Origin of the sequence: Micrococcus sp. 2A, assembly GCF_039519235.1 — a bacterium.
Classification (GTDB): Bacteria; Actinomycetota; Actinomycetes; order Actinomycetales; family Micrococcaceae; genus Micrococcus.
Genome location: NZ_CP154351.1, coordinates 405,179 through 424,069, shown reverse-complemented (window position 1 = coordinate 424,069; position 18,891 = coordinate 405,179). Strand labels below are relative to the sequence as shown.

Annotated in this window: 9 protein-coding genes and 3 rRNA genes; all 12 read right to left on the bottom strand. The window is 66.4% G+C overall.

The window, feature by feature from the left end; all coding sequences use genetic code 11:
• Positions 1 to 96: 96 nt before the first annotated feature.
• A 5S ribosomal RNA gene (gene rrf, locus AAG742_RS02015) occupies positions 97 to 213 on the bottom strand.
• Positions 214 to 396: 183 nt separating this feature from the next.
• Positions 397 to 3,489 (bottom strand): 23S ribosomal RNA (locus AAG742_RS02010).
• A 441-nt stretch (positions 3,490 to 3,930) separates the two neighbouring features.
• A 16S ribosomal RNA gene (locus AAG742_RS02005) occupies positions 3,931 to 5,451 on the bottom strand.
• The 16S, 23S and 5S rRNA genes sit together here, the layout of an rRNA operon.
• A gap of 729 nt (positions 5,452 to 6,180) precedes the next feature.
• Positions 6,181 to 8,574 carry a 1,4-alpha-glucan branching protein GlgB gene (gene glgB, locus AAG742_RS02000; protein ID WP_298713487.1) on the bottom strand — a complete coding sequence of 798 codons (2,394 nt, stop codon included), beginning with the start codon at positions 8,572 to 8,574 and terminating at the stop codon, positions 6,181 to 6,183.
• 59 nt (positions 8,575 to 8,633) lie between these two features.
• The gene (locus AAG742_RS01995) at positions 8,634 to 10,718 is read right to left on the bottom strand and encodes a maltotransferase domain-containing protein (protein ID WP_298713490.1); all 2,085 of its coding nucleotides are present in this window, start codon (positions 10,716 to 10,718) and stop codon (positions 8,634 to 8,636) included.
• A gap of 82 nt (positions 10,719 to 10,800) precedes the next feature.
• The gene (locus AAG742_RS01990; protein WP_248118395.1) at positions 10,801 to 11,592 is read right to left on the bottom strand and encodes an ABC transporter ATP-binding protein; all 792 of its coding nucleotides are present in this window, start codon (positions 11,590 to 11,592) and stop codon (positions 10,801 to 10,803) included.
• Complete coding sequence (locus AAG742_RS01985; protein WP_298713493.1) at positions 11,585 to 12,568, bottom strand: ABC transporter permease; 984 nt, start codon at positions 12,566 to 12,568, stop codon at positions 11,585 to 11,587. The genes AAG742_RS01990 and AAG742_RS01985 overlap by 8 nt, the downstream gene beginning before the upstream one ends.
• Positions 12,569 to 12,676: 108 nt before the next feature.
• Positions 12,677 to 13,708, bottom strand: a complete 1,032-nt coding sequence (locus AAG742_RS01980; RefSeq protein WP_298713496.1) for an ABC transporter substrate-binding protein — start codon at positions 13,706 to 13,708, stop codon at positions 12,677 to 12,679.
• 285 nt (positions 13,709 to 13,993) lie between these two features.
• Entirely contained in the window at positions 13,994 to 14,983 is a 990-nt protein-coding gene (gene rlmB / locus AAG742_RS01975; protein WP_298713499.1) for a 23S rRNA (guanosine(2251)-2'-O)-methyltransferase RlmB, read from the bottom strand.
• A gap of 76 nt (positions 14,984 to 15,059) precedes the next feature.
• A complete protein-coding gene (gene cysS, locus AAG742_RS01970; RefSeq protein ID WP_298713502.1) occupies positions 15,060 to 16,514 on the bottom strand; it encodes a cysteine--tRNA ligase in 1,455 nt (484 codons plus the stop codon).
• Between the two features lie 125 nt (positions 16,515 to 16,639).
• Entirely contained in the window at positions 16,640 to 17,431 is a 792-nt protein-coding gene (locus AAG742_RS01965; RefSeq protein WP_298713505.1) for a hypothetical protein, read from the bottom strand.
• Between the two features lie 46 nt (positions 17,432 to 17,477).
• Entirely contained in the window at positions 17,478 to 18,815 is a 1,338-nt protein-coding gene (ispF, locus tag AAG742_RS01960) for a 2-C-methyl-D-erythritol 2,4-cyclodiphosphate synthase (RefSeq protein ID WP_298713508.1), read from the bottom strand.
• Between the last annotated feature and the right edge of the window lie 76 nt (positions 18,816 to 18,891).

The following is an 18,891-nucleotide window of genomic DNA, read 5'->3' as shown; positions in this document are numbered from 1 at the left end:
GGGCTTCCCCGTGCTCGCCGTGGTGGAATAGAGCGGAGAAGACCCCTGAACGCAGCAAAGGCCCCGCACGAATGCGGGGCCTTTGCCTCAAAAGATGTCCGGCGGCGACCTACTCTCCCACAACCTCCCGGTTGCAGTACCATCGGCGCTGTGGGCCTTAGCTTCCGGGTTCGGAATGGAACCGGGCGTTTCCCCCACGCTATGACCGCCGTAACCCTAACCCCACCTACACACCCAAACAGGCGCAGCGGGAAACCATCGGGTCACACAACAGTGACACACTCTTCAATTCTCAACCCCACCCCCACAAGGGACAGGACCGGTTGCAATCAGACAACCGCACAGTGGACGCAAGCACCATCACCCCTCCCGCTTGAAGCAGCAGAAGGAACATGTGTGTAAAAATCATCGGCCTATTAGTACTGGTCAGCTCCACGAGTCTTCAGTCCTCGCTTCCACATCCAGCCTATCAACCCAGTGTTCTCGCTGGGGGCCTCACACCCTCAAGGGGCAAGGAAATCTCATCTCGAAGCCGGCTTCCCGCTTAGATGCTTTCAGCGGTTATCCATCCCGAACGTAGCTAATCAGCCATGCACCTGGCGGTACAACTGACATACCAGAGGTTCGTCCGTCCCGGTCCTCTCGTACTAAGGACAGACCTTCTCAAATTTCCAACGCGCGCAGAGGATAGGGACCGAACTGTCTCACGACGTTCTGAACCCAGCTCGCGTACCGCTTTAATGGGCGAACAGCCCAACCCTTGGGACCTACTCCAGCCCCAGGATGCGACGAGCCGACATCGAGGTGCCAAACCATGCCGTCGATATGGACTCTTGGGCAAGATCAGCCTGTTATCCCCGAGGTACCTTTTATCCGTTGAGCGACGGCCGTTCCACAACGAGCCGCCGGATCACTAGTCCCGACTTTCGTCCCTGCTCGAGCTGCCACTCTCACAGTCAAGCTCCCTTGTGCACTTGCACTCGACACCTGATTGCCAACCAGGCTGAGGGAACCTTTGGGCGCCTCCGTTACATTTTGGGAGGCAACCGCCCCAGTTAAACTACCCATCAGGCACTGTCCCTGACCCGGATCACGGGCCGAAGTTAGATATCCAGAGTGACCAGAGTGGTATTTCAACGATGACTCCACGAACACTGGCGTGCCCGCTTCAAAGTCTCCCACCTATCCTACACAAGCCACACCGAACACCAATACCAAACTATAGTAAAGGTCACGGGGTCTTTCCGTCCTTCTGCGCGTAACGAGCATCTTTACTCGTAATGCAATTTCGCCGAGTTCACGGTTGAGACAGCGGGGAAGTCGTTACTCCATTCGTGCAGGTCGGAACTTACCCGACAAGGAATTTCGCTACCTTAGGATGGTTATAGTTACCACCGCCGTTTACTGGGGCTTAAATTCTCCGCTTCGCCGAAGCTAACGGGTCCTCTTAACCTTCCAGCACCGGGCAGGAGTCAGTCCGTATACATCGTCTTACGACTTCGCACGGACCTGTGTTTTTGATAAACAGTCGCTTCCCCCTGGTCTCTGCGGCCCCGATCCCCTCACACCAGCAAGTGATGCTCAAGGTTGGGGCCCCCCTTCTCCCGAAGTTACGGGGGCATTTTGCCGAGTTCCTTAACCATGATTCTCTCGATCGCCTTAGTATTCTCTACCTGACTACCTGTGTCGGTTTAGGGTACGGGCAGTTTGAACCTCGCGCCGATGCTTTTCTAGGCAGCATAGGATCACCGGATCACCCACCAAGTGGGCGCCCATCAGGTCTCAAGCACAAAGCTGGCGGATTTACCTACCAGCAGCCCTACACCCTTAGACCAGGTCGATTCCATTGCCTGGCCCGGCTACCTTCCTGCGTCACACCTGTTAATACGCTTGCCTCCCCGGTTCAGGTCCCGCGCTCCCCACCACCATCCTGATCAAAGACCAGGTTTGGGATGGTTCGGGCGGTTAGTATCACCGGCTCAGCAGGGACGGTTCTTCACTGGTACGGGAATATCAACCCGTTGTCCATCGACTACGCCTGTCGGCCTCGCCTTAGGTCCCGACTTACCCAGGGCAGATTAGCTTGACCCTGGAACCCTTAGTCATCCGGCGGACGGGTTTCTCACCCGTCTTTCGCTACTCATGCCTGCATTCTCACTCGTCCACAATCCACCAGAAATCACTCGCTGGCTTCACCTCGTGAACGACGCTCCCCTACCCATCCAACAAAAGCTGAATGCCACGGTTTCGGCGGTGTACTTGAGCCCCGCTACATTGTCGGCGCGGAATCACTTGACCAGTGAGCTATTACGCACTCTTTCAAGGGTGGCTGCTTCTAAGCCAACCTCCTGGTTGTCTCAGCAACTCCACATCCTTTCCCACTTAGCACACGCTTAGGGGCCTTAACCGGTGGTCTGGGCTGTTTCCCTCTCGACTATGAAGCTTATCCCCCACAGTCTCACTGCCACGCTCTCACTTCCCGGCATTCGGAGTTTGGCTGAAGTCAGTAACCTTGTAGGGCCCATCGTCCATCCAGTAGCTCTACCTCCGGGAAGAAACACGTGACGCTGCACCTAAATGCATTTCGGGGAGAACCAGCTATCACGGAGTTTGATTGGCCTTTCACCCCTACCCACAGCTCATCCCCTCCATTTTCAACTGAAGTGGGTTCGGTCCTCCACGCGCTCTTACACGCGCTTCAACCTGGCCATGGGTAGATCACTCCGCTTCGGGTCTAGGACACGCGACTCAATCGCCCTATTCAGACTCGCTTTCGCTACGGCTTCCCCACACGGGTTAACCTCGCCACGTATCACTAACTCGCAGGCTCATTCTTCAAAAGGCACGCCGTCACCCCTACAAGGAGGCTCCGACGGTTTGTAGGCACATGGTTTCAGGTACTATTTCACTCCCCTCCCGGGGTACTTTTCACCATTCCCTCACGGTACTTATCCGCTATCGGTCAACAGGTAGTATTCAGGCTTACCAGGTGGTCCTGGCAGATTCACACGGGATTTCTCGGGCCCCGTGCTACTCGGGCAACCCTCCAACGGCGGCGGAATGCATTTCGACTACGGGACTCTCACCCTCTACGGTCCGCCATCCAAAGCGGTTCGTCTATACACCCGCACCTCACCGCGCCATGCCGGCAGACATGACAAGGAGGGGCCCACAACACCGCACGTGCAACCCCTGCCGGGTATCACACACATACGGTTTAGCCCCATCCGCGTTCGCTCGCCACTACTAACGGAATCACTTTTGTTTTCTCTTCCTGTGGGTACTGAGATGTTTCACTTCCCCACGTTCCCTCCAACCCGTCTATGTGTTCAACGGGCGGTCACACGACACGTCGTGCGGGGTTTCCCCATTCGGAAATCCTGGTCTCAACGTCCGGTTATCGACTCCACCAGGCTTATCGCAGATTCCCACGTCCTTCTTCGGCTCCTGTTGCCAAGGCATCCACCATGCGCCCTTAGAAACTTTCACACACATGAAAGCCCTAAAATGAGCAAATATAACTAAGATGTCATTCTCGGCGTCACCACACCTCACACCACGTCCCCAGGGGGAAACACGGCGATCAACAGTGCAGCAACAAAAATAAGATGCTCGCGTCCACTATGCAGTTCTCAAACAACAACCCCCACACCCGCTCACCACACCACAACGATGCGACTCACCAAGCAAGGGAAACAGAAACAACACCACCCAACAACCCCAAAAGGCTGCCAGGCGCCTGCTGTCCCAGGACCCAACAGTGTGCCAACACCAGAAACCATCACCAGCCCCAACCATTCCAACCAGCTGCAAACAGCCGGCGTACTCAGCCAGAACCAGGACACTCCCCAGCACCATTCGTTGATGTTCCACCCATGAGCAACCCGCCATCACACACGCGGTGATGCAACGGGCACTAATGCTCCTTAGAAAGGAGGTGATCCAGCCGCACCTTCCGGTACGGCTACCTTGTTACGACTTAGTCCCAATCGCTGGTCCCACCTTCGACGGCTCCCTCCACAAGGGTTAGGCCACCGGCTTCGGGTGTTACCGACTTTCGTGACTTGACGGGCGGTGTGTACAAGGCCCGGGAACGTATTCACCGCAGCGTTGCTGATCTGCGATTACTAGCGACTCCGACTTCATGGGGTCGAGTTGCAGACCCCAATCCGAACTGAGACCGGCTTTTTGGGATTAGCTCCACCTCACAGTATCGCAACCCATTGTACCGGCCATTGTAGCATGCGTGAAGCCCAAGACATAAGGGGCATGATGATTTGACGTCGTCCCCACCTTCCTCCGAGTTGACCCCGGCAGTCTCCCATGAGTCCCCACCCGAAGTGCTGGCAACATGGAACGAGGGTTGCGCTCGTTGCGGGACTTAACCCAACATCTCACGACACGAGCTGACGACAACCATGCACCACCTGTGAACCCGCCCCAAAGGGGAAACCGTATCTCTACGGCGATCGAGAACATGTCAAGCCTTGGTAAGGTTCTTCGCGTTGCATCGAATTAATCCGCATGCTCCGCCGCTTGTGCGGGCCCCCGTCAATTCCTTTGAGTTTTAGCCTTGCGGCCGTACTCCCCAGGCGGGGCACTTAATGCGTTAGCTGCGGCGCGGAAAACGTGGAATGTTCCCCACACCTAGTGCCCAACGTTTACGGCATGGACTACCAGGGTATCTAATCCTGTTCGCTCCCCATGCTTTCGCTCCTCAGCGTCAGTTACAGCCCAGAGACCTGCCTTCGCCATCGGTGTTCCTCCTGATATCTGCGCATTCCACCGCTACACCAGGAATTCCAGTCTCCCCTACTGCACTCTAGTCTGCCCGTACCCACCGCAGATCCGGGGTTAAGCCCCGGACTTTCACGACAGACGCGACAAACCGCCTACGAGCTCTTTACGCCCAATAATTCCGGATAACGCTCGCACCCTACGTATTACCGCGGCTGCTGGCACGTAGTTAGCCGGTGCTTCTTCTGCAGGTACCGTCACTTTCGCTTCTTCCCTACTGAAAGAGGTTTACAACCCGAAGGCCGTCATCCCTCACGCGGCGTCGCTGCATCAGGCTTTCGCCCATTGTGCAATATTCCCCACTGCTGCCTCCCGTAGGAGTCTGGGCCGTGTCTCAGTCCCAGTGTGGCCGGTCACCCTCTCAGGCCGGCTACCCGTCGTCGCCTTGGTGAGCCATTACCTCACCAACAAGCTGATAGGCCGCGAGTCCATCCATGACCGAAATTCTTTCCAACATCCACCATGCGGTAGACGTTCCTATCCAGTATTAGACCCAGTTTCCCGGGCTTATCCTAGAGTCAAGGGCAGGTTACTCACGTGTTACTCACCCGTTCGCCACTAATCCACCCAGCAAGCTGGGCTTCATCGTTCGACTTGCATGTGTTAAGCACGCCGCCAGCGTTCATCCTGAGCCAGGATCAAACTCTCCGTAAAAAAATTACAGAACGACCTCACAACACCCGGAAATAAGTGTCATGACATCAATTCAATCGCTGGCAGACCACCACCACTCACACGGGGGTGCGGGGTGTATGGTCAACCAATGTGTTAAAACAATTGGCATCAACAAACTTGGCACACTATTGAGTTCTCAAACAACAGGCGCTTCCAGACTCACCATCCCGCCTCGCGGAACGTTTCGCTCTGGAGCAACTTCTCCATCCTAGACCATCCGATCAGACCCTGTCAACCCCGTTTCCGAAGTCTTCAGCAGCTGTTCACGTGATCCGGTTTCGCAACCTTACCACACGATCAGTTCCTGTCAACTCCGTCATTCGACGTCGTCACCCAGTGAAATTTCATGAAGAAGGCTACAAAAGCCTACCACACGATCACCAGCAGTCAAACCAGATCATCTCTTCAGGAATACCAGCATCCCCTCACAGGAACACTGCACACTGTGTGAGCACATCCGCCCTGGACCTGCCATTCTCGGCAAGAATCCGCGGATTCCATGTTCTTCACCCGGCCGTCCGATTCCTCGAACCGCGCCTCAGCACGAGATGGAACTCTACACACACCACGACCCCCACGCAAAATCGGGGGCCGTGCACCGCGTGCACCGCCCCCGATCACCTTCCACCCGCATGATCACGGGGGTTCCGCAGCGTTCATCCGACGTTCACCCCACTCAGGCGTGCCGGCGCTCCGCCATGGCCTGCCTCACATTCGGCGGGCGGCCTCGGAACGGTCGGACGGGTGAGGCTCCGTCACCGGCTCCTGGGCCTGCGGGTCGACCACCGGGGTCCCCGCCACGTCCGGCTCCCCCGTGACCGTGCCGTGCGCCATGGGCTCGTCGCCCGTGCCCGGGCGAGGCTGCAGCCAGAGGGTGCTCAGCGCCGGCACGTTCACCGTGAGGTGGGCCGGCTGCCCCTGCCACTTGCCCGGCTCGGCGACGGGGGACTCGATCTGGCCGGTCTGCTCGCGCCATCCGTCCCCGTGGAAGTCGGCGTCGTCGGTGTCCAGCACCACCGTCCACTCCCCCGCACTCGGCACGCCGACGCGCAGACCCTGGCGCGCGGAGCCGGAGAGGTTCGTGATGCACAACAGGGGGGACGCCCCGGCCTGGCCCTCGCCGCCCGCAGGACGGCGCAGGAACACGAGGGTGTTCCCGTCCGCGTCCCCGCCGTCCACCCACGCGAACCCCTCGGGGCTGTGGTCCGCGGACCACAGCGCGGGCTTCACGCGGTAGAGCGCGTTGAGCTCGCGCACCGTGAGCTGCACCCCGCGGTGGGCCTCGTCCCAGGAGACGGGCCAGTCCAGCCCGTTCCCCTCGGACCACTCGGAGGGCTGGGCGAACTCCGCGCCCATGAAGACCAGCTGCTTGCCCGGGTGCGCCCACATGTACGCGAAGTACGCGCGCAGGGTGGCCAGCTGCTGGCGGCGGTCGCCGGGGACCTTCTGCAGGAGCGATCCCTTGCCGTGCACCACCTCGTCGTGGGACAGCGGCAGCACGTAGTTCTCGGAGTACGCGTAGACCATGGAGAACGTCCACTGGCCGTGGTGCCAGCGGCGGTTCACCGGGTCCTCGGAGAGGTACGCCAGGGTGTCGTGCATCCAGCCCATGTTCCACTTCTTGCCGAAGCCCAGGCCGCCCGCGCTCACGGGAGCGCTCACACCGCTGAACGCCGTGGACTCCTCCGCGATCATGTGCACCCCCGGGTGCAGCCGGTAGGCCGCGGAGTTCGCCTCCTGCAGGAAGCCGATCGCCTCGAGGTTGTGGTTGCCCCCGTGGATGTTGGGCTCCCACTCGCCGTCCTCGCGGGAGTAGTCCAGGTAGAGCATCGAGGCGACGGCGTCCACGCGCAGCCCGTCCACGTGGAACTCGCCCAGCCAGTAGAGGGCGTTGGCCACGAGGAAGTTGCGCACCTCCGTACGGCCGAAGTCGAACACGTACGTGCCCCAGTCCGGATGCTCGCCGCGGCGCGGGTCCGGGTGCTCGTACAGGGGCGTGCCGTCGAACCGTGCCAGCGCCCACTCGTCCTTGGGGAAGTGGGCCGGCACCCAGTCCACGATCACGCCGATCCCGGCCTCGTGCAGGGCGTTCACCAGGTGCTTGAACTCGTCCGGGGTGCCGAAGCGCGACGTCGGCGCGTAGTAGCCGGTGACCTGGTAGCCCCACGAGCCGCCGAACGGGTGCTCGGCCACGGGCATGAGCTCCACGTGGGTGAAGCCCAGCCACTGCACGTACTCGACGAGCTGCTCGGCGAGCTGCCGGTAGTCCAGCCCGGGGCGCCACGAGCCGAGGTGCACCTCGTAGATGCTCAGGGGCTGCTCGTGCGGATCGGTCGCGCGGCGCCGCTCCATCCAGGCGTCGTCGGTGAACGTGTAGGTGGAGTCCAGCACCCGCGAGGCCGTGGCCGGCGGCACCTCGGTCCAGCGGGCCATGGGGTCCGCCTTCTGACGCCAGAGCCCGTCCGGGCCGAGGATCTCGAACTTGTAGCGCGCGCCGTGGCCCACGCCGGGGACGAGCAGCTCCCACACGCCTGAGGAGCCCAGGGAGCGCATCGCGTGGGTGCGCCCCTGCCAGCCGTTGTGCTCGCCCACCACGCGCACCGCCCGGGCGTTGGGCGCCCACACCGCGAACGCGGTGCCGATGGCCTCGCCCGCCGCGTCCCGGTGCACGCGGGCGCCGAGCACCTCCCACAGCCGCTCGTGCCGGCCCTCGCCGATCAGGTACAGGTCCAGATCGCCCAGCGTCGGCAGGTGCCGGTAGGGGTCGTCCCACGCCTCCACGGCGTCGGCCTCGCCCTCCGCGCCCGGATAGGCGACCTCGAGCCGGTACTCGCCCACGGCTCCGGGGCCTGCCGCGGTCAGGGGCCCGGCGCCGACGAACACCCCGTCGTGCTCGTGCTCCAGCTCGACGCGTGAGCCGTCGGCCGCGCGGACCGCCGTCACCGTCCGCGCGAAGGGGCGCAGCGCACGGTAGGTGACCCCGGCGCCGTCGGGGTGGAGATGCACCCCGAGCACGCTGTGCGGGTCATGGTGGCGGCCCTCCGCGACGGCGGCCAGCACCTCCGGGTCGACGGGGAGGGGGGCGACGGTGCGGGGGGCCATGGGATCTTCCTGTTCAGGGGTCACGGTCGGGGTCGGCGGGGGTGCGCCGGGAGGGCGGCTCAGCCGCGGCGGACGACGCGCAGCACGTGTGCCGGCGCTTCGGGGTCGAGGCGGACGTAGGGCTCGGCGCCCCAGTGCCAGCGCTGCCCGGTCAGCAGCTCCTCCACCTCGAAGCGGCCCTCCTCGTCCCGGTCCTCGGCCCGGACCTGCAGCGCGTCCAGGTCCAGGCGCAGCGTCGCCTCGGTGACCCCGTGGGGGTCCGTGGTGACGACCACGATCACGGTGTCCTCGGCGGGACCGGCATCGGTCACCGCGGCGGCGTCGCGGTGCGCGCCCTCCGGGGCGGCCGATCGCGTCTTGGAGAAGACCAGCAGGTCCTCGTGGGTGGAGCCGTGCAGCGTGAGGTTCTGCAGGTCCCGCAGGGACGGATGCGCGGCCCGGATCTCGTTGAGACGGGTCAGATAGGGCGCGAGCGAGGCGCCGGCGGCCTCCGCCCCCTGCCAGTCGCGCGGGCGGTACTCGTACTTCTCGTTGTCGATGTACTCCTCCGCGCCCGGGCGCGGCACGTGCTCGAAGAGCTCGAAGCCCGCGTAGACGCCCCAGAGCGGGTTGGACGTCGCGGCGATCGCGGCGCGGATGCGGAACGCCCCGGGGCCGCCCGTCTGGAGATACTCCGTGAGGATGTCCGGGGTGTTCACGAAGAAGTTCGGGCGGTAGAAGCCGGCGGTCTCATGGCTGATCTCCGCGAGGTACTCGGCGAGCTCCTCGCGGGTGTTCCGCCACGTGAAGTAGCCGTAGGACTGCTGGAAGCCGACCTGGCCGAGCCCGTGCATCATGGCGGGGCGCGTGAACGCCTCGGCGAGGAACACCGCGCGCGGCTCCACCTCGCGCACCTCGCGGATGAGCCACTCCCAGAACCACAGGGGCTTGGTGTGCGGGTTGTCCACGCGGAAGATGTGCACGCCGCGCCGCACCCAGCCGAGGACGACGTCGAGCACCGCGGCGGAGAGGCCGTCCGGGTCGTTGTCGAAGTTCAGCGGGTAGATGTCCTGGTACTTCTTCGGCGGGTTCTCCGCGTAGGCGATGGTGCCGTCCACGCGGGTGGTGAACCACTCGGGGTGGGTGGCCACCCACGGGTGGTCCGGGGCGCACTGCAGGGCGAGGTCCAGGGCCACCTCGAGGTCCAGCTCCGCGGCCGCGGCCACGAACGCCTCGAAGTCCTCGAGCGTGCCCAGGTCCGGGTGGACGGCGTCGTGCCCGCCCTCGGCCGCGCCGATCGCCCACGGCGAGCCCGGATCCTGCGGGCCGGCGGTGAGGGTGTTGTTCGGGCCCTTGCGGTGCGCGCGGCCGATCGGGTGGATCGGCGGCAGGTAGACCACCTGGAAGCCCATCGCGGCGACCCCGGGGAGGCGGCGGGCCGCCGTTGCGAAGGTGCCCGAGTGCCACGTGCCCGTGGACTCGTCGAACCGTGCCCCCTCGGAGCGCGGGAAGAACTCGTACCACGCGCCGCGGCCGGCGAGCTCGCGCTGCACGTCCAGCGGGTAGAGCTCGGATCTGGTGACGTGCTCACGGATCGGACGGGCGTCCAGGGCCGCGGCGACGTCGGCGGACTCGGCGGCGGCGAGGCGCTGCGCGGGCGTGAGGGCGGCGTCGGACAGCCCGCGGACGGCGGCCTCGAAGGCGGCGCGGTCCTCGGCGGGGCGCTCGGCATCCTGCGCCGCGCGGCCGAACAGGGCGGCGCCCTCCGCCAGCATGAGCTCCACGTCCACGTCCGCGGCGATCTTCACCGTGGCGGCGTGACGCCATGTGCCCACGGGATCGTGCCAGCCCTCGACGACGAAGTGGTGCAGGCCCGTCTCGGCGGGACGCAGGGTGCCGAGCACCTCGTCCAGGCCCGGGCGACCGGGGCGCATCGGCACCCGCTGCACCTCGGCTCCGTCCGGATCGAGGAGACGGACGGTGGCGCGGACGGCGTCGTGGCCCTCCCGGAACACCGTCGCGCGGACGGGGACGTCCTCCCCCACCACGGCCTTGGCCGGGAAGCGGCCGTCCAGCACCACCGGCTGGACGGCGGTCACCGGGATGCGGCCCGTGACGGTGGAGAGGCGGACGTCGCTGACGGGGGCGCTCTTCGAGGTGCTCACGCGCCCGACGCTACCGCGACCGGGCGCCCGAATGAATGCCTGGCCGGTCCCGGGCGGGTCCGACCCGCCCGGGACCGGGGCATCAGGAGAGCATCGTCTTGTCATCCACCACGGCGCCCTTGATCTTGCCGAACTCCGCGAGGAGGTCGGCGGGGGTCATGCGAGCCTTCTGGGCCGCATCCAGCTCGAGGATCACCTGACCGTCGTGCATCATGATCAGCCGGTCGCCCACCTCGAGCGCCTGCGACATGTTGTGCGTGACCATGAGCGTGGTGAGCGAGCGCTCCGCAACCACCTGCCGGGTCAGGCGGGTGACGAGCTCGGCACGGGACGGATCCAGCGCGGCCGTGTGCTCGTCCAGCAGCAGGATCTTCGGCCCGGAGAACGTGGCCATGAGCAGGCTGAGCGCCTGGCGCTGGCCGCCCGAGAGCAGGCCCACCTTCGAGGTGAGGCGGTCCTCGAGACCGAGCTCGAGCTTGGTGAGCTCCTCCCGGAACACCGCACGGCGGGACGCGGTCACGCCACGGGAGAGGCCGCGGGTGTGGCCGCGGCGCCACGCGAGCGCCATGTTCTCCTCGATGCTCAGCGAGGGCGCGGTGCCGGCCGTCGGGTCCTGGAACACGCGGCCGATCCAGGAGGCGCGTCGATGGTCGGGCATCCGGGTGACGTCCCGGCCGCCCACGCTCACGGTGCCGGAGTCCGGCGTCAGCTTGCCTGCGATGGTGTTGAGGATGGTCGACTTGCCGGCGCCGTTGGAGCCGATGACCGTGACGAAGTCGCCCTCCGCCAGACGCAGGTCGATGCCCCGCAGGGCACGGCGCTCGTTGACGGTGCCCGGGAAGAAGGTCTTCGAGACGTCGTGGATCTCAAGCACGGGGTGCCTCCTTCGGGGCGGATGCGTACGCGGCGGCGCCCTCGGCCACCGCGTCGTCGGCCGGCGTCGGGGCGCCGGTCCGCTGCGAGACGGGCTCGGCCGTGGTGTGCCGCGAGCGCAGGCTCAGCCGCTTCGCGAACCCGAACCGCGGCAGGAGGAGCGCAAGGACCACGAGCAGGGCGGAGATGAGCTTCATGTCATTGGGGTTCAGGCCCGCGTTGAGCGCGAGCTGGATGATGATGCGGTAGAGCACGGCGCCCACGATCACGGCGAGCGTGGCCATGAAGACCGTGCGCTGGCCGAAGATCGCCTGGCCCACGATCACGGACGCGAGGCCCACGAGGATCAGGCCGATGCCCATGCTGATGTCCGCGAAGCCCTGGTACATGGCCAGCAGCGCGCCGCACAGGCCCACGAGGCCGTTGGAGAGCATGAGGCCGAGGATCTTCATCCGGTCCGTGGAGACGCCGTAGGAGCGGATCATCTCCTCGTTGTCGCCCGTGGCCTGCAGCGCGAGGCCCAGGTCCGTGTGCAGGAACCAGTCGATGACCAGCTTGAGCACGAACACGCCGAGGAACAGGACCACGATGGAGCCGATGCTCCGCGCCAGGCCCATGTCCGCGAGCCAGGTGAACAGCGTGTCCTGGCCGAGCAGCGGGATGTTGGCCTTGCCCATGATCCGGAGGTTGATCGAGTACAGCGCGATCATGGTGAGGATGCCGGCGAGGAGCCCGTCGATCCGGCCCTTCGTGTGCAGCAGGCCCGTCACGAGGCCCGCGAGGCAGCCGACGACGAACGCGGCGAGCAGGGCGAGGGCGACGGGCACGTCGTTCGTGATCAGGACGGCCGCCGTGGCGGCGCCCGTGGTGAACGAGCCGTCCACCGTGAGGTCGGGGAAGTCGAGGATGCGGAAGGTCAGGTACACGCCGAGTGCCATGACGGCGTAGATCAGACCGAGCTCCACTGCGGTGATCATGGGGGGCCTTTCGGAGGCGGGGCCGGGAGGGGAAGAGACGCGGGATCCGCGCATCGGCCCCGGACACGGGCGCGTCCGGGGCCGACCGGGATCACCGGAGGAGGGCGGTCAGCCGCCGATCACCTCGTCGGCCCTGCCGAGCAGCTCCTGGGGGAGCTCGACGCCGAAGGACGTCGCGGCCTCCTTGTTCAGGACCAGCTCGAGGGAGGCGGGGTCGGCGAAGCCGACCGGGGTGGACTCCGGCTTGGCGCCGTCCCGGAGGATCTTCACCGCCATCTCGCCGGCCTGCTTGCCGTGCTCCTTGTAGTCGATGCCGAAGGTGCCCAGGGCGCCCTTCTCCACCGAGTCGGTGTCCGCGGAGATCACGGGCGCCTTCTTGTCCTTGCCGTAGGACAGGACGGTCTCGAGCGCGGAGACCACGGCGTTGTCCGTGGGGACGTAGATGCCGTCCACGTCGCCGAGCGCCTGGACGCCCTGCTGGACCTCGGACGAGTTGGTGATCGTGGCCTCCTTCACCTCGAGGCCCAGCTCCTTGCCGGCAGCCTTGGCCTGGTCCACCTGGACCTTGGAGTTGACCTCGCCCGAGTTGTAGACGATGCCCACGGTCTTGGCATCCGGCTTGACGTCCTTGAGCAGCTGCAGCTGCTCCTTCACCGGGTTGCGGTCGGAGACGCCGGTGACGTTGCCGCCCGGGGCGTCGTCCGCCTTCACGAGCTCGGCGGCCTTCGGGTCCGTGACGGCCATGAACACGACCGGCTTGTCCTTCACGGCGGAGGCGGTGCCCTGGGCAGCCGGGGTGGCGATCGCGGCCACGAGGTCGACGTCCGACGCGGACGCGAAGGTGGAGGCGATGGAGGTGACGGTCGCCTGGTCGCCCTGGGCGTTCTGCTCGTCGAACTCCACCTTCAGGCCGGCGTCGGCGAAGGCCTCCTTGAAGCCCTCACGCGTGGCGTCGAGGGCCGGGTGGGTGGTCAGCTGGTTGATGCCCACGGTGTACTCCTCGACCGCAGCGGAGGAGCCCCCGGCGGAGCCCGCCGCCGAGGACGAGGCGGAGTCGGCCGAGCCGGACCCGCCGCACGCGGTGAGCCCGAGGGCGACGGCGGCGAGGGCGGCGGTGATGCGAAGGGAGCGGTGGTTCATGGGACGAGGACCTCGTTCTGCAGGCAGGGTGCGTCAGGGGGGCTGCGCCCGCGGGGGTGGCCGCGTGGTCACAGTGACCATCACTGTGCAGCGTGAACTGCATCACGCGCAATATGACCCATGAAAATGTGGACATTGTGACGTCGACCACGCGTCGCGGGGAACGGATGTCCTCGGCACAGAGGCGTCCGGCCCGGACGACATCAGCCCTGACGCCGACGGCCCCCGCGCATCCTCGGGAGGGGATCCGCGGGGGCCGGCGGCCGGACAGGCACCGCTGGGGGTTCAGCGCGCGCCGGCGCGGCGCGTCGAGATCTCGTAGAGGGAGATGCCCACGGCCATCGAGGCGTTGAGGGACTCCATGGTCGAGTCGATCGGGATCGAGACGATCTGCTGGCAGTGCTCGCGCACGAGGCGGGACAGGCCCTTGCCCTCGGCGCCCACCACGAGCACGAGGGGCTCGGTGGCGAGCTCGAGGCCGGGCAGGGAGACGTCGCCGTCGCCGTCGAGGCCGAGCACGAAGTAGCCCATGCGGTGCAGCTCCGCGAGGGTGTTGTTGAGGTTGCCCGCCTGGGCCACAGGCACGCGGGCCGCCGCGCCCGCGGAGGTGCGCCACGCCGTCGCCGTGACACCCACGGAGCGGCGCTCCGGGACGATCACGCCGTCCGCGCCGAACGCGGAGCCGGCACGGATGATGGCGCCCAGGTTGCGGGGGTCGGTGATGCCGTCGAGGGCGATCAGCAGCGGCGCGGTGCGCAGGTGCCCCTTCTCGCCCTTCTCGAGGGTCTCTCGGGCCAGGTCGAGCGCGTCCGCGTACTCGTACGGCGGGATCTGCAGGACGAGGCCCTGGTGGATCGCGTCGGCGGAGAGGCGGTCCAGCTCGGGCTTGGTGTTCTCCATGACCGGCACGCCCTGCTCGGCGCACAGGCGCAGGGCCTCGCGGACGCGGTCGTCCACCTCGATCCGCACCGCCACGTGCAGCGCCTTGGCGGGGATGCCGGCGCGCAGGGCCTCGACCACGGGGTTGCGCCCGGAGACCGTCTCGTCGGAGAGCTTGGGGCGGGCGGCGCGCTGCGGGCCGGCGCCGGGGCGCTTCGCGGCGGAGCGCTCAGCCAGCTGCTTCGAGCGGTGCGCCTTGTGGTACGTGCGGTCCTCCGCCTTGGGCGTGGGGCCGCGGCCCTCGAGGGCCTTGCGGCCGTGGCCGCCGGTGCCCTTCAGCGGGCCCTTCTTGCCCTGGGGCTTGCGGGATCCGCCGGAGCGGGGTGCGGTGGACATGAGGGGACTCCTGCGGTGGGTGGGGCTGGGCTCGGCCGCGCCGCGGGGCGCGCCGGATCGGCCTCCAGTCTAGGTGTCAGCCCGCCAGCCGCCACGTGGCGCCCTCGGCGCCGTCCTCCACCACGACGCCGGCCGCGGCGAGGGCGTCCCGGATCCGGTCGGCGGCGGCCCAGTCCTTCGCCGCGCGCGCCTCGGCCCGCGCGGCGATCTGCGAGCGGACGAGGGAGTCCAGGGCGTCGGCCACGGGGCCGGATGCAGCGTCCGACGCCTCGGGAACATCTTCTAGACCCAGGATGGTAGTCATCGTCTTGACAGTTGCTTCATAGTGAAAAACGAATTTATGCGCTCCGCCCATTATTGCTTTGTTCCCCAGCCTGACGTGTTCATGAAGCACCGAGAGCGCCTGCGGCACGTTGAGGTCGTTTTCCATCGCCTCTCGAAAATCCGGGGGGATGACGTATTCCTCGGGCGTCAGCGATCCAATACCACCACCAAAAATTTTAGTGGCGGTCAAAAAGCGTTCGATGCGCGCCACGGCCGCCTCGGCCTCCTCGAGGGCGCCGGGGCGGTAGTCGAGCTGGGAGCGGTAGTGGGCCTGGCCCAGGAAGTACCGCACGGCGGTGGGGCGGGCCATGCCCAGCATCTCCTCCGGGGAGATGGTGTTGCCCACGGACTTGGACATCTTCTCGCCCCCGTAGGTCACGAGGCCGTTGTGCAGCCAGAAGCGCGCGAAGCCGTCCCCGGCCGCGGCGGACTGGGCCAGCTCGTTCTCGTGGTGCGGGAAGCGCAGGTCCAGGCCGCCGCCGTGGATGTCGAACTCGCCGCCCAGGTACTTCGTGGACATGGCGGAGCACTCGAGGTGCCAGCCGGGGCGGCCCGCGCCCCACGGGGACTCCCACACCGCAGTGGCGGGCTCGCCGTCCTTGGCACCCTTCCAGAGGGCGAAGTCGCGGGGGTCGCGCTTGCCGCGCGGGTCGGCGTCGGGGGCCTCCTGCATGTCCTCCACGCGCTGGCGGGTCAGCTCGCCGTAGCGCTCCCAGGAGCGGACGTCGAAGTAGACGTCGCCCGAGCCGTCCTGCGCGGCGTACGCGTGGCCGCGGTCCATGAGCCGCCGGATGAGGGCGAACATCTCGGGGATGTGGCCCGTGGCGCGGGGCTCGTAGGTGGGACGGCGGACGCCCAGGGCGAGGTAGGCGGCGTCGAACGCGTTCTCGAACCGGAAGGCCAGGGCCCACCAGGGCTCCTGCGCCGGGTAGAGCGCGGACGGCTCGAAGCCCGGGGCGTGCGAGGCGGCAGAGCGGTCGAGGATCTTGTCGTCGATGTCCGTCACGTTGCGCACGGAGGTGACCGTCAGCCCCGTGGCCTCGAGCCAGCGGGTCAGCACGTCGAACACGATCGCGCTGCGGACATGGCCCACGTGCGGCATCCCCTGCACCGTGGCCCCGCAGTAGTACACCGACGCGCGGCCGGGCACGAGCGGGGTGAACTCCCGGATCTGCGCGGAGCGGGTGTCGTAGAAGCGCTGGGCCATGGGGGCGCCGTCCTTCCGGGACGTTAATGTCACTGTGTCTAGGGGCGAGGGCCCCCCTAGCTTAGTGCTCAGTAGTCTTCCCCCGTGCGAGAGAGGGGTCCGATTGCCACCTCCGGAAACGCATATCAACGATAGATAGCAATAACACTCATGGCAACGCCAGGGCCTTCCATCCAAATATCCCCCTGTGACTCCTCGTCACCGCCCGGCTTTTTACGAGAGATCTCTCTTCGCTCCTTGCGGCTCATCAAATTGATCCCGGGAAGATCCATGAGCGTGCGACGTTCCCCCTCAGGCCACTTCCCCTCCACCTTTCCTAGGACATTCAGGTCCGCTTCTAGGCCCTCGAGGCCATTTCGGAGATAGGCCGCTTCAATTCTGAATGCAAATCTAGGAAATGATTCTTGCAGAAACCCCTCAGCGACAAACTTGTCGCCGCTTACGCGCGTGGACAGTGCTTCAATTTGACCCAATATATTGTTGTCCAAGCCTGGAACAGAACTCCCAAAGCTTTTTGCAAGGTTCGCAAAATCACGAATTTGGTCTAGCTGGCCCAACATCCGCGATACACTGGGGATTGTGACCTCGCATTCCAGGTCGAGGAAGTCACCCTTCTTAACGGTGTTCCACGGATTGGCCCCACTGGAGTCCAAGGGCGTGGCCCCTAGAGCGTCGTAAAGACGATTAAATCGTGCTTCCGGAGTCTCCCGAAATGTTCGCTCTGTTTCTAGCGCATCCGACTGAGACCCGCCCACTCCAGCCTCCGCCCCAGAAATCCTAATTCCCAACTTGGCGTCGTATCCCGCTGCGCCCGTTGTTTTCAGACGGCTCTCCTCAAAGAGTCCCCCCTCGAGTTGAGCTAGGTAGTTATCTACCAGCCGCGTATCTAAGTACAGGAATTCACGAAGGGTCGCCATGCGTCACATCTGACCACGTGCCGCATCAGCCAGCAAGGGCTCCCCCTCAGCGGACTGGAACGACCAGGGCCGTGGCGAGCCCGACGAGCCCGTCGCCCCGGCCGATGAACCCGAGCCCGTCCGTGGTCGCGGCGCTGACGGAGACCGGGGCGCCGCCGAGGCCCGCCGAGAGCGCCGCCTCCATCTCCGCGCGTCGCGTGCCCACCTTCGGGCGCGGGGCGATGAGCTGCACCGCGACGTTGCCGATGCGGAATCCGGCCTCCGTCAGCAGGCGCAGCACCTCCTGGAGCATGCTCTCCCCGGTCGCGTCCTTCATCTCCCAGCGGTCGGTGCCGAAGACGGCGCCGAGGTCACCCAGGCCCGCGGCGGAGAGCAGCGCGTTGCAGATGGCGTGGGCCGCGACGTCGCCGTTGGACGTGGCGGCGACGCCGCGCTCGCCGGGCCAGTGGATCCCGCCGAGCCACAGCGGGCGCGGGGCGTCCTCGGGTGCCCACTGGTGGATGTCCGTGCCGATGCCGGTGCGGGGCAGCACGGGGAGGGCGGGGGTCTGGGTGGCGGTGGCGTCGGCCATGGCGGTCCTCTCGTCGGGCGTGCGGTCGGCGGGGCGGCGCGCGAGGAGCGCGGCCGCCAGGTCCAGGTCCACCGGGGTGGTCACCTTGAACGCCTCGGCGTGGCCGGGCACCACCGCGACGGCATGGCCCGCGGCCTCCATCACCATGGCGTCGTCCGTGAGGGCGGCGGCGTCCCGGGCGGGATCGGCGCGGACGGCCTCGTGGGCGGCGAGCAGCGCGTCCAGGTCGAAGCCCTGCGGGGTCTGGACGGCGCGCAGTCCGCCGCGGGGCGGGGTGCCGCGCACCGTGAGGCGCAGGGTCCGCTCGCCCGGCGCCGCTCCTGCGTCCGCCAGCACGACCTCCTTCACCGTGTCCGTCAGCGGGACTCCGGGGATCGCGGCGACGGCGCCGGCGTCCAGCGCCTCCTGCACCGCGGCGAACACGGCCGGCGGCGTGAGTGCGCGGGCGGCGTCGTGCACGAGGACGTGGCGCGGACCGGGCACCCCGCGCCCCAGGGCGCGGTCGGCGGCGGCGAGCCCGGAGCGCACGGAGTCCGCCCGTTCGGCGCCGCCGGGCACGCAGGCCACGGGCACCCCGAGCCGGGCCCGCCCCTCGGCGACGACCGCGCGGACCCGCGCACCGCCGTCGGGGTCCGCGGGGACCAGCACGACGACGGCGTCCAGCGACGTTCCGGCGTCCCGGGCCGCGGCGACGGCGTCCAGGCAGTGGGCGAGGAGGGCACGCCCGTCCGCGAGCGGGGCGAGGGCCTTGGGCATCCCCGCGCCGAGGCGGGTGCCGGAGCCGGCGGCGGCGATCACGAGCGCGGTGGGCATGGCCCCCATCCTAGGGACGGCCCGCACTGCAGGACCTGCAGACATGGACAGGACCTGCGTCTCCGACGCAGATCCT

What these genes read in the sequence shown, in the direction of transcription:
- glgB (WP_298713487.1), bottom strand. Translation starts at nt 8,574, where the DNA reads ATGGCCCCCCGCACCGTCGCCCCCCTCCCCGTCGACCCGGAGGTGCTG.
- AAG742_RS01985 (WP_298713493.1), bottom strand. Translation starts at nt 12,568, where the DNA reads ATGATCACCGCAGTGGAGCTCGGTCTGATCTACGCCGTCATGGCACTC.
- AAG742_RS01980 (WP_298713496.1), bottom strand. Translation starts at nt 13,708, where the DNA reads ATGAACCACCGCTCCCTTCGCATCACCGCCGCCCTCGCCGCCGTCGCC.
- rlmB (WP_298713499.1), bottom strand. Translation starts at nt 14,983, where the DNA reads ATGTCCACCGCACCCCGCTCCGGCGGATCCCGCAAGCCCCAGGGCAAG.
- cysS (WP_298713502.1), bottom strand. Translation starts at nt 16,514, where the DNA reads ATGGCCCAGCGCTTCTACGACACCCGCTCCGCGCAGATCCGGGAGTTC.
- AAG742_RS01965 (WP_298713505.1), bottom strand. Translation starts at nt 17,431, where the DNA reads ATGGCGACCCTTCGTGAATTCCTGTACTTAGATACGCGGCTGGTAGAT.
- ispF (WP_298713508.1), bottom strand. Translation starts at nt 18,815, where the DNA reads ATGCCCACCGCGCTCGTGATCGCCGCCGCCGGCTCCGGCACCCGCCTC.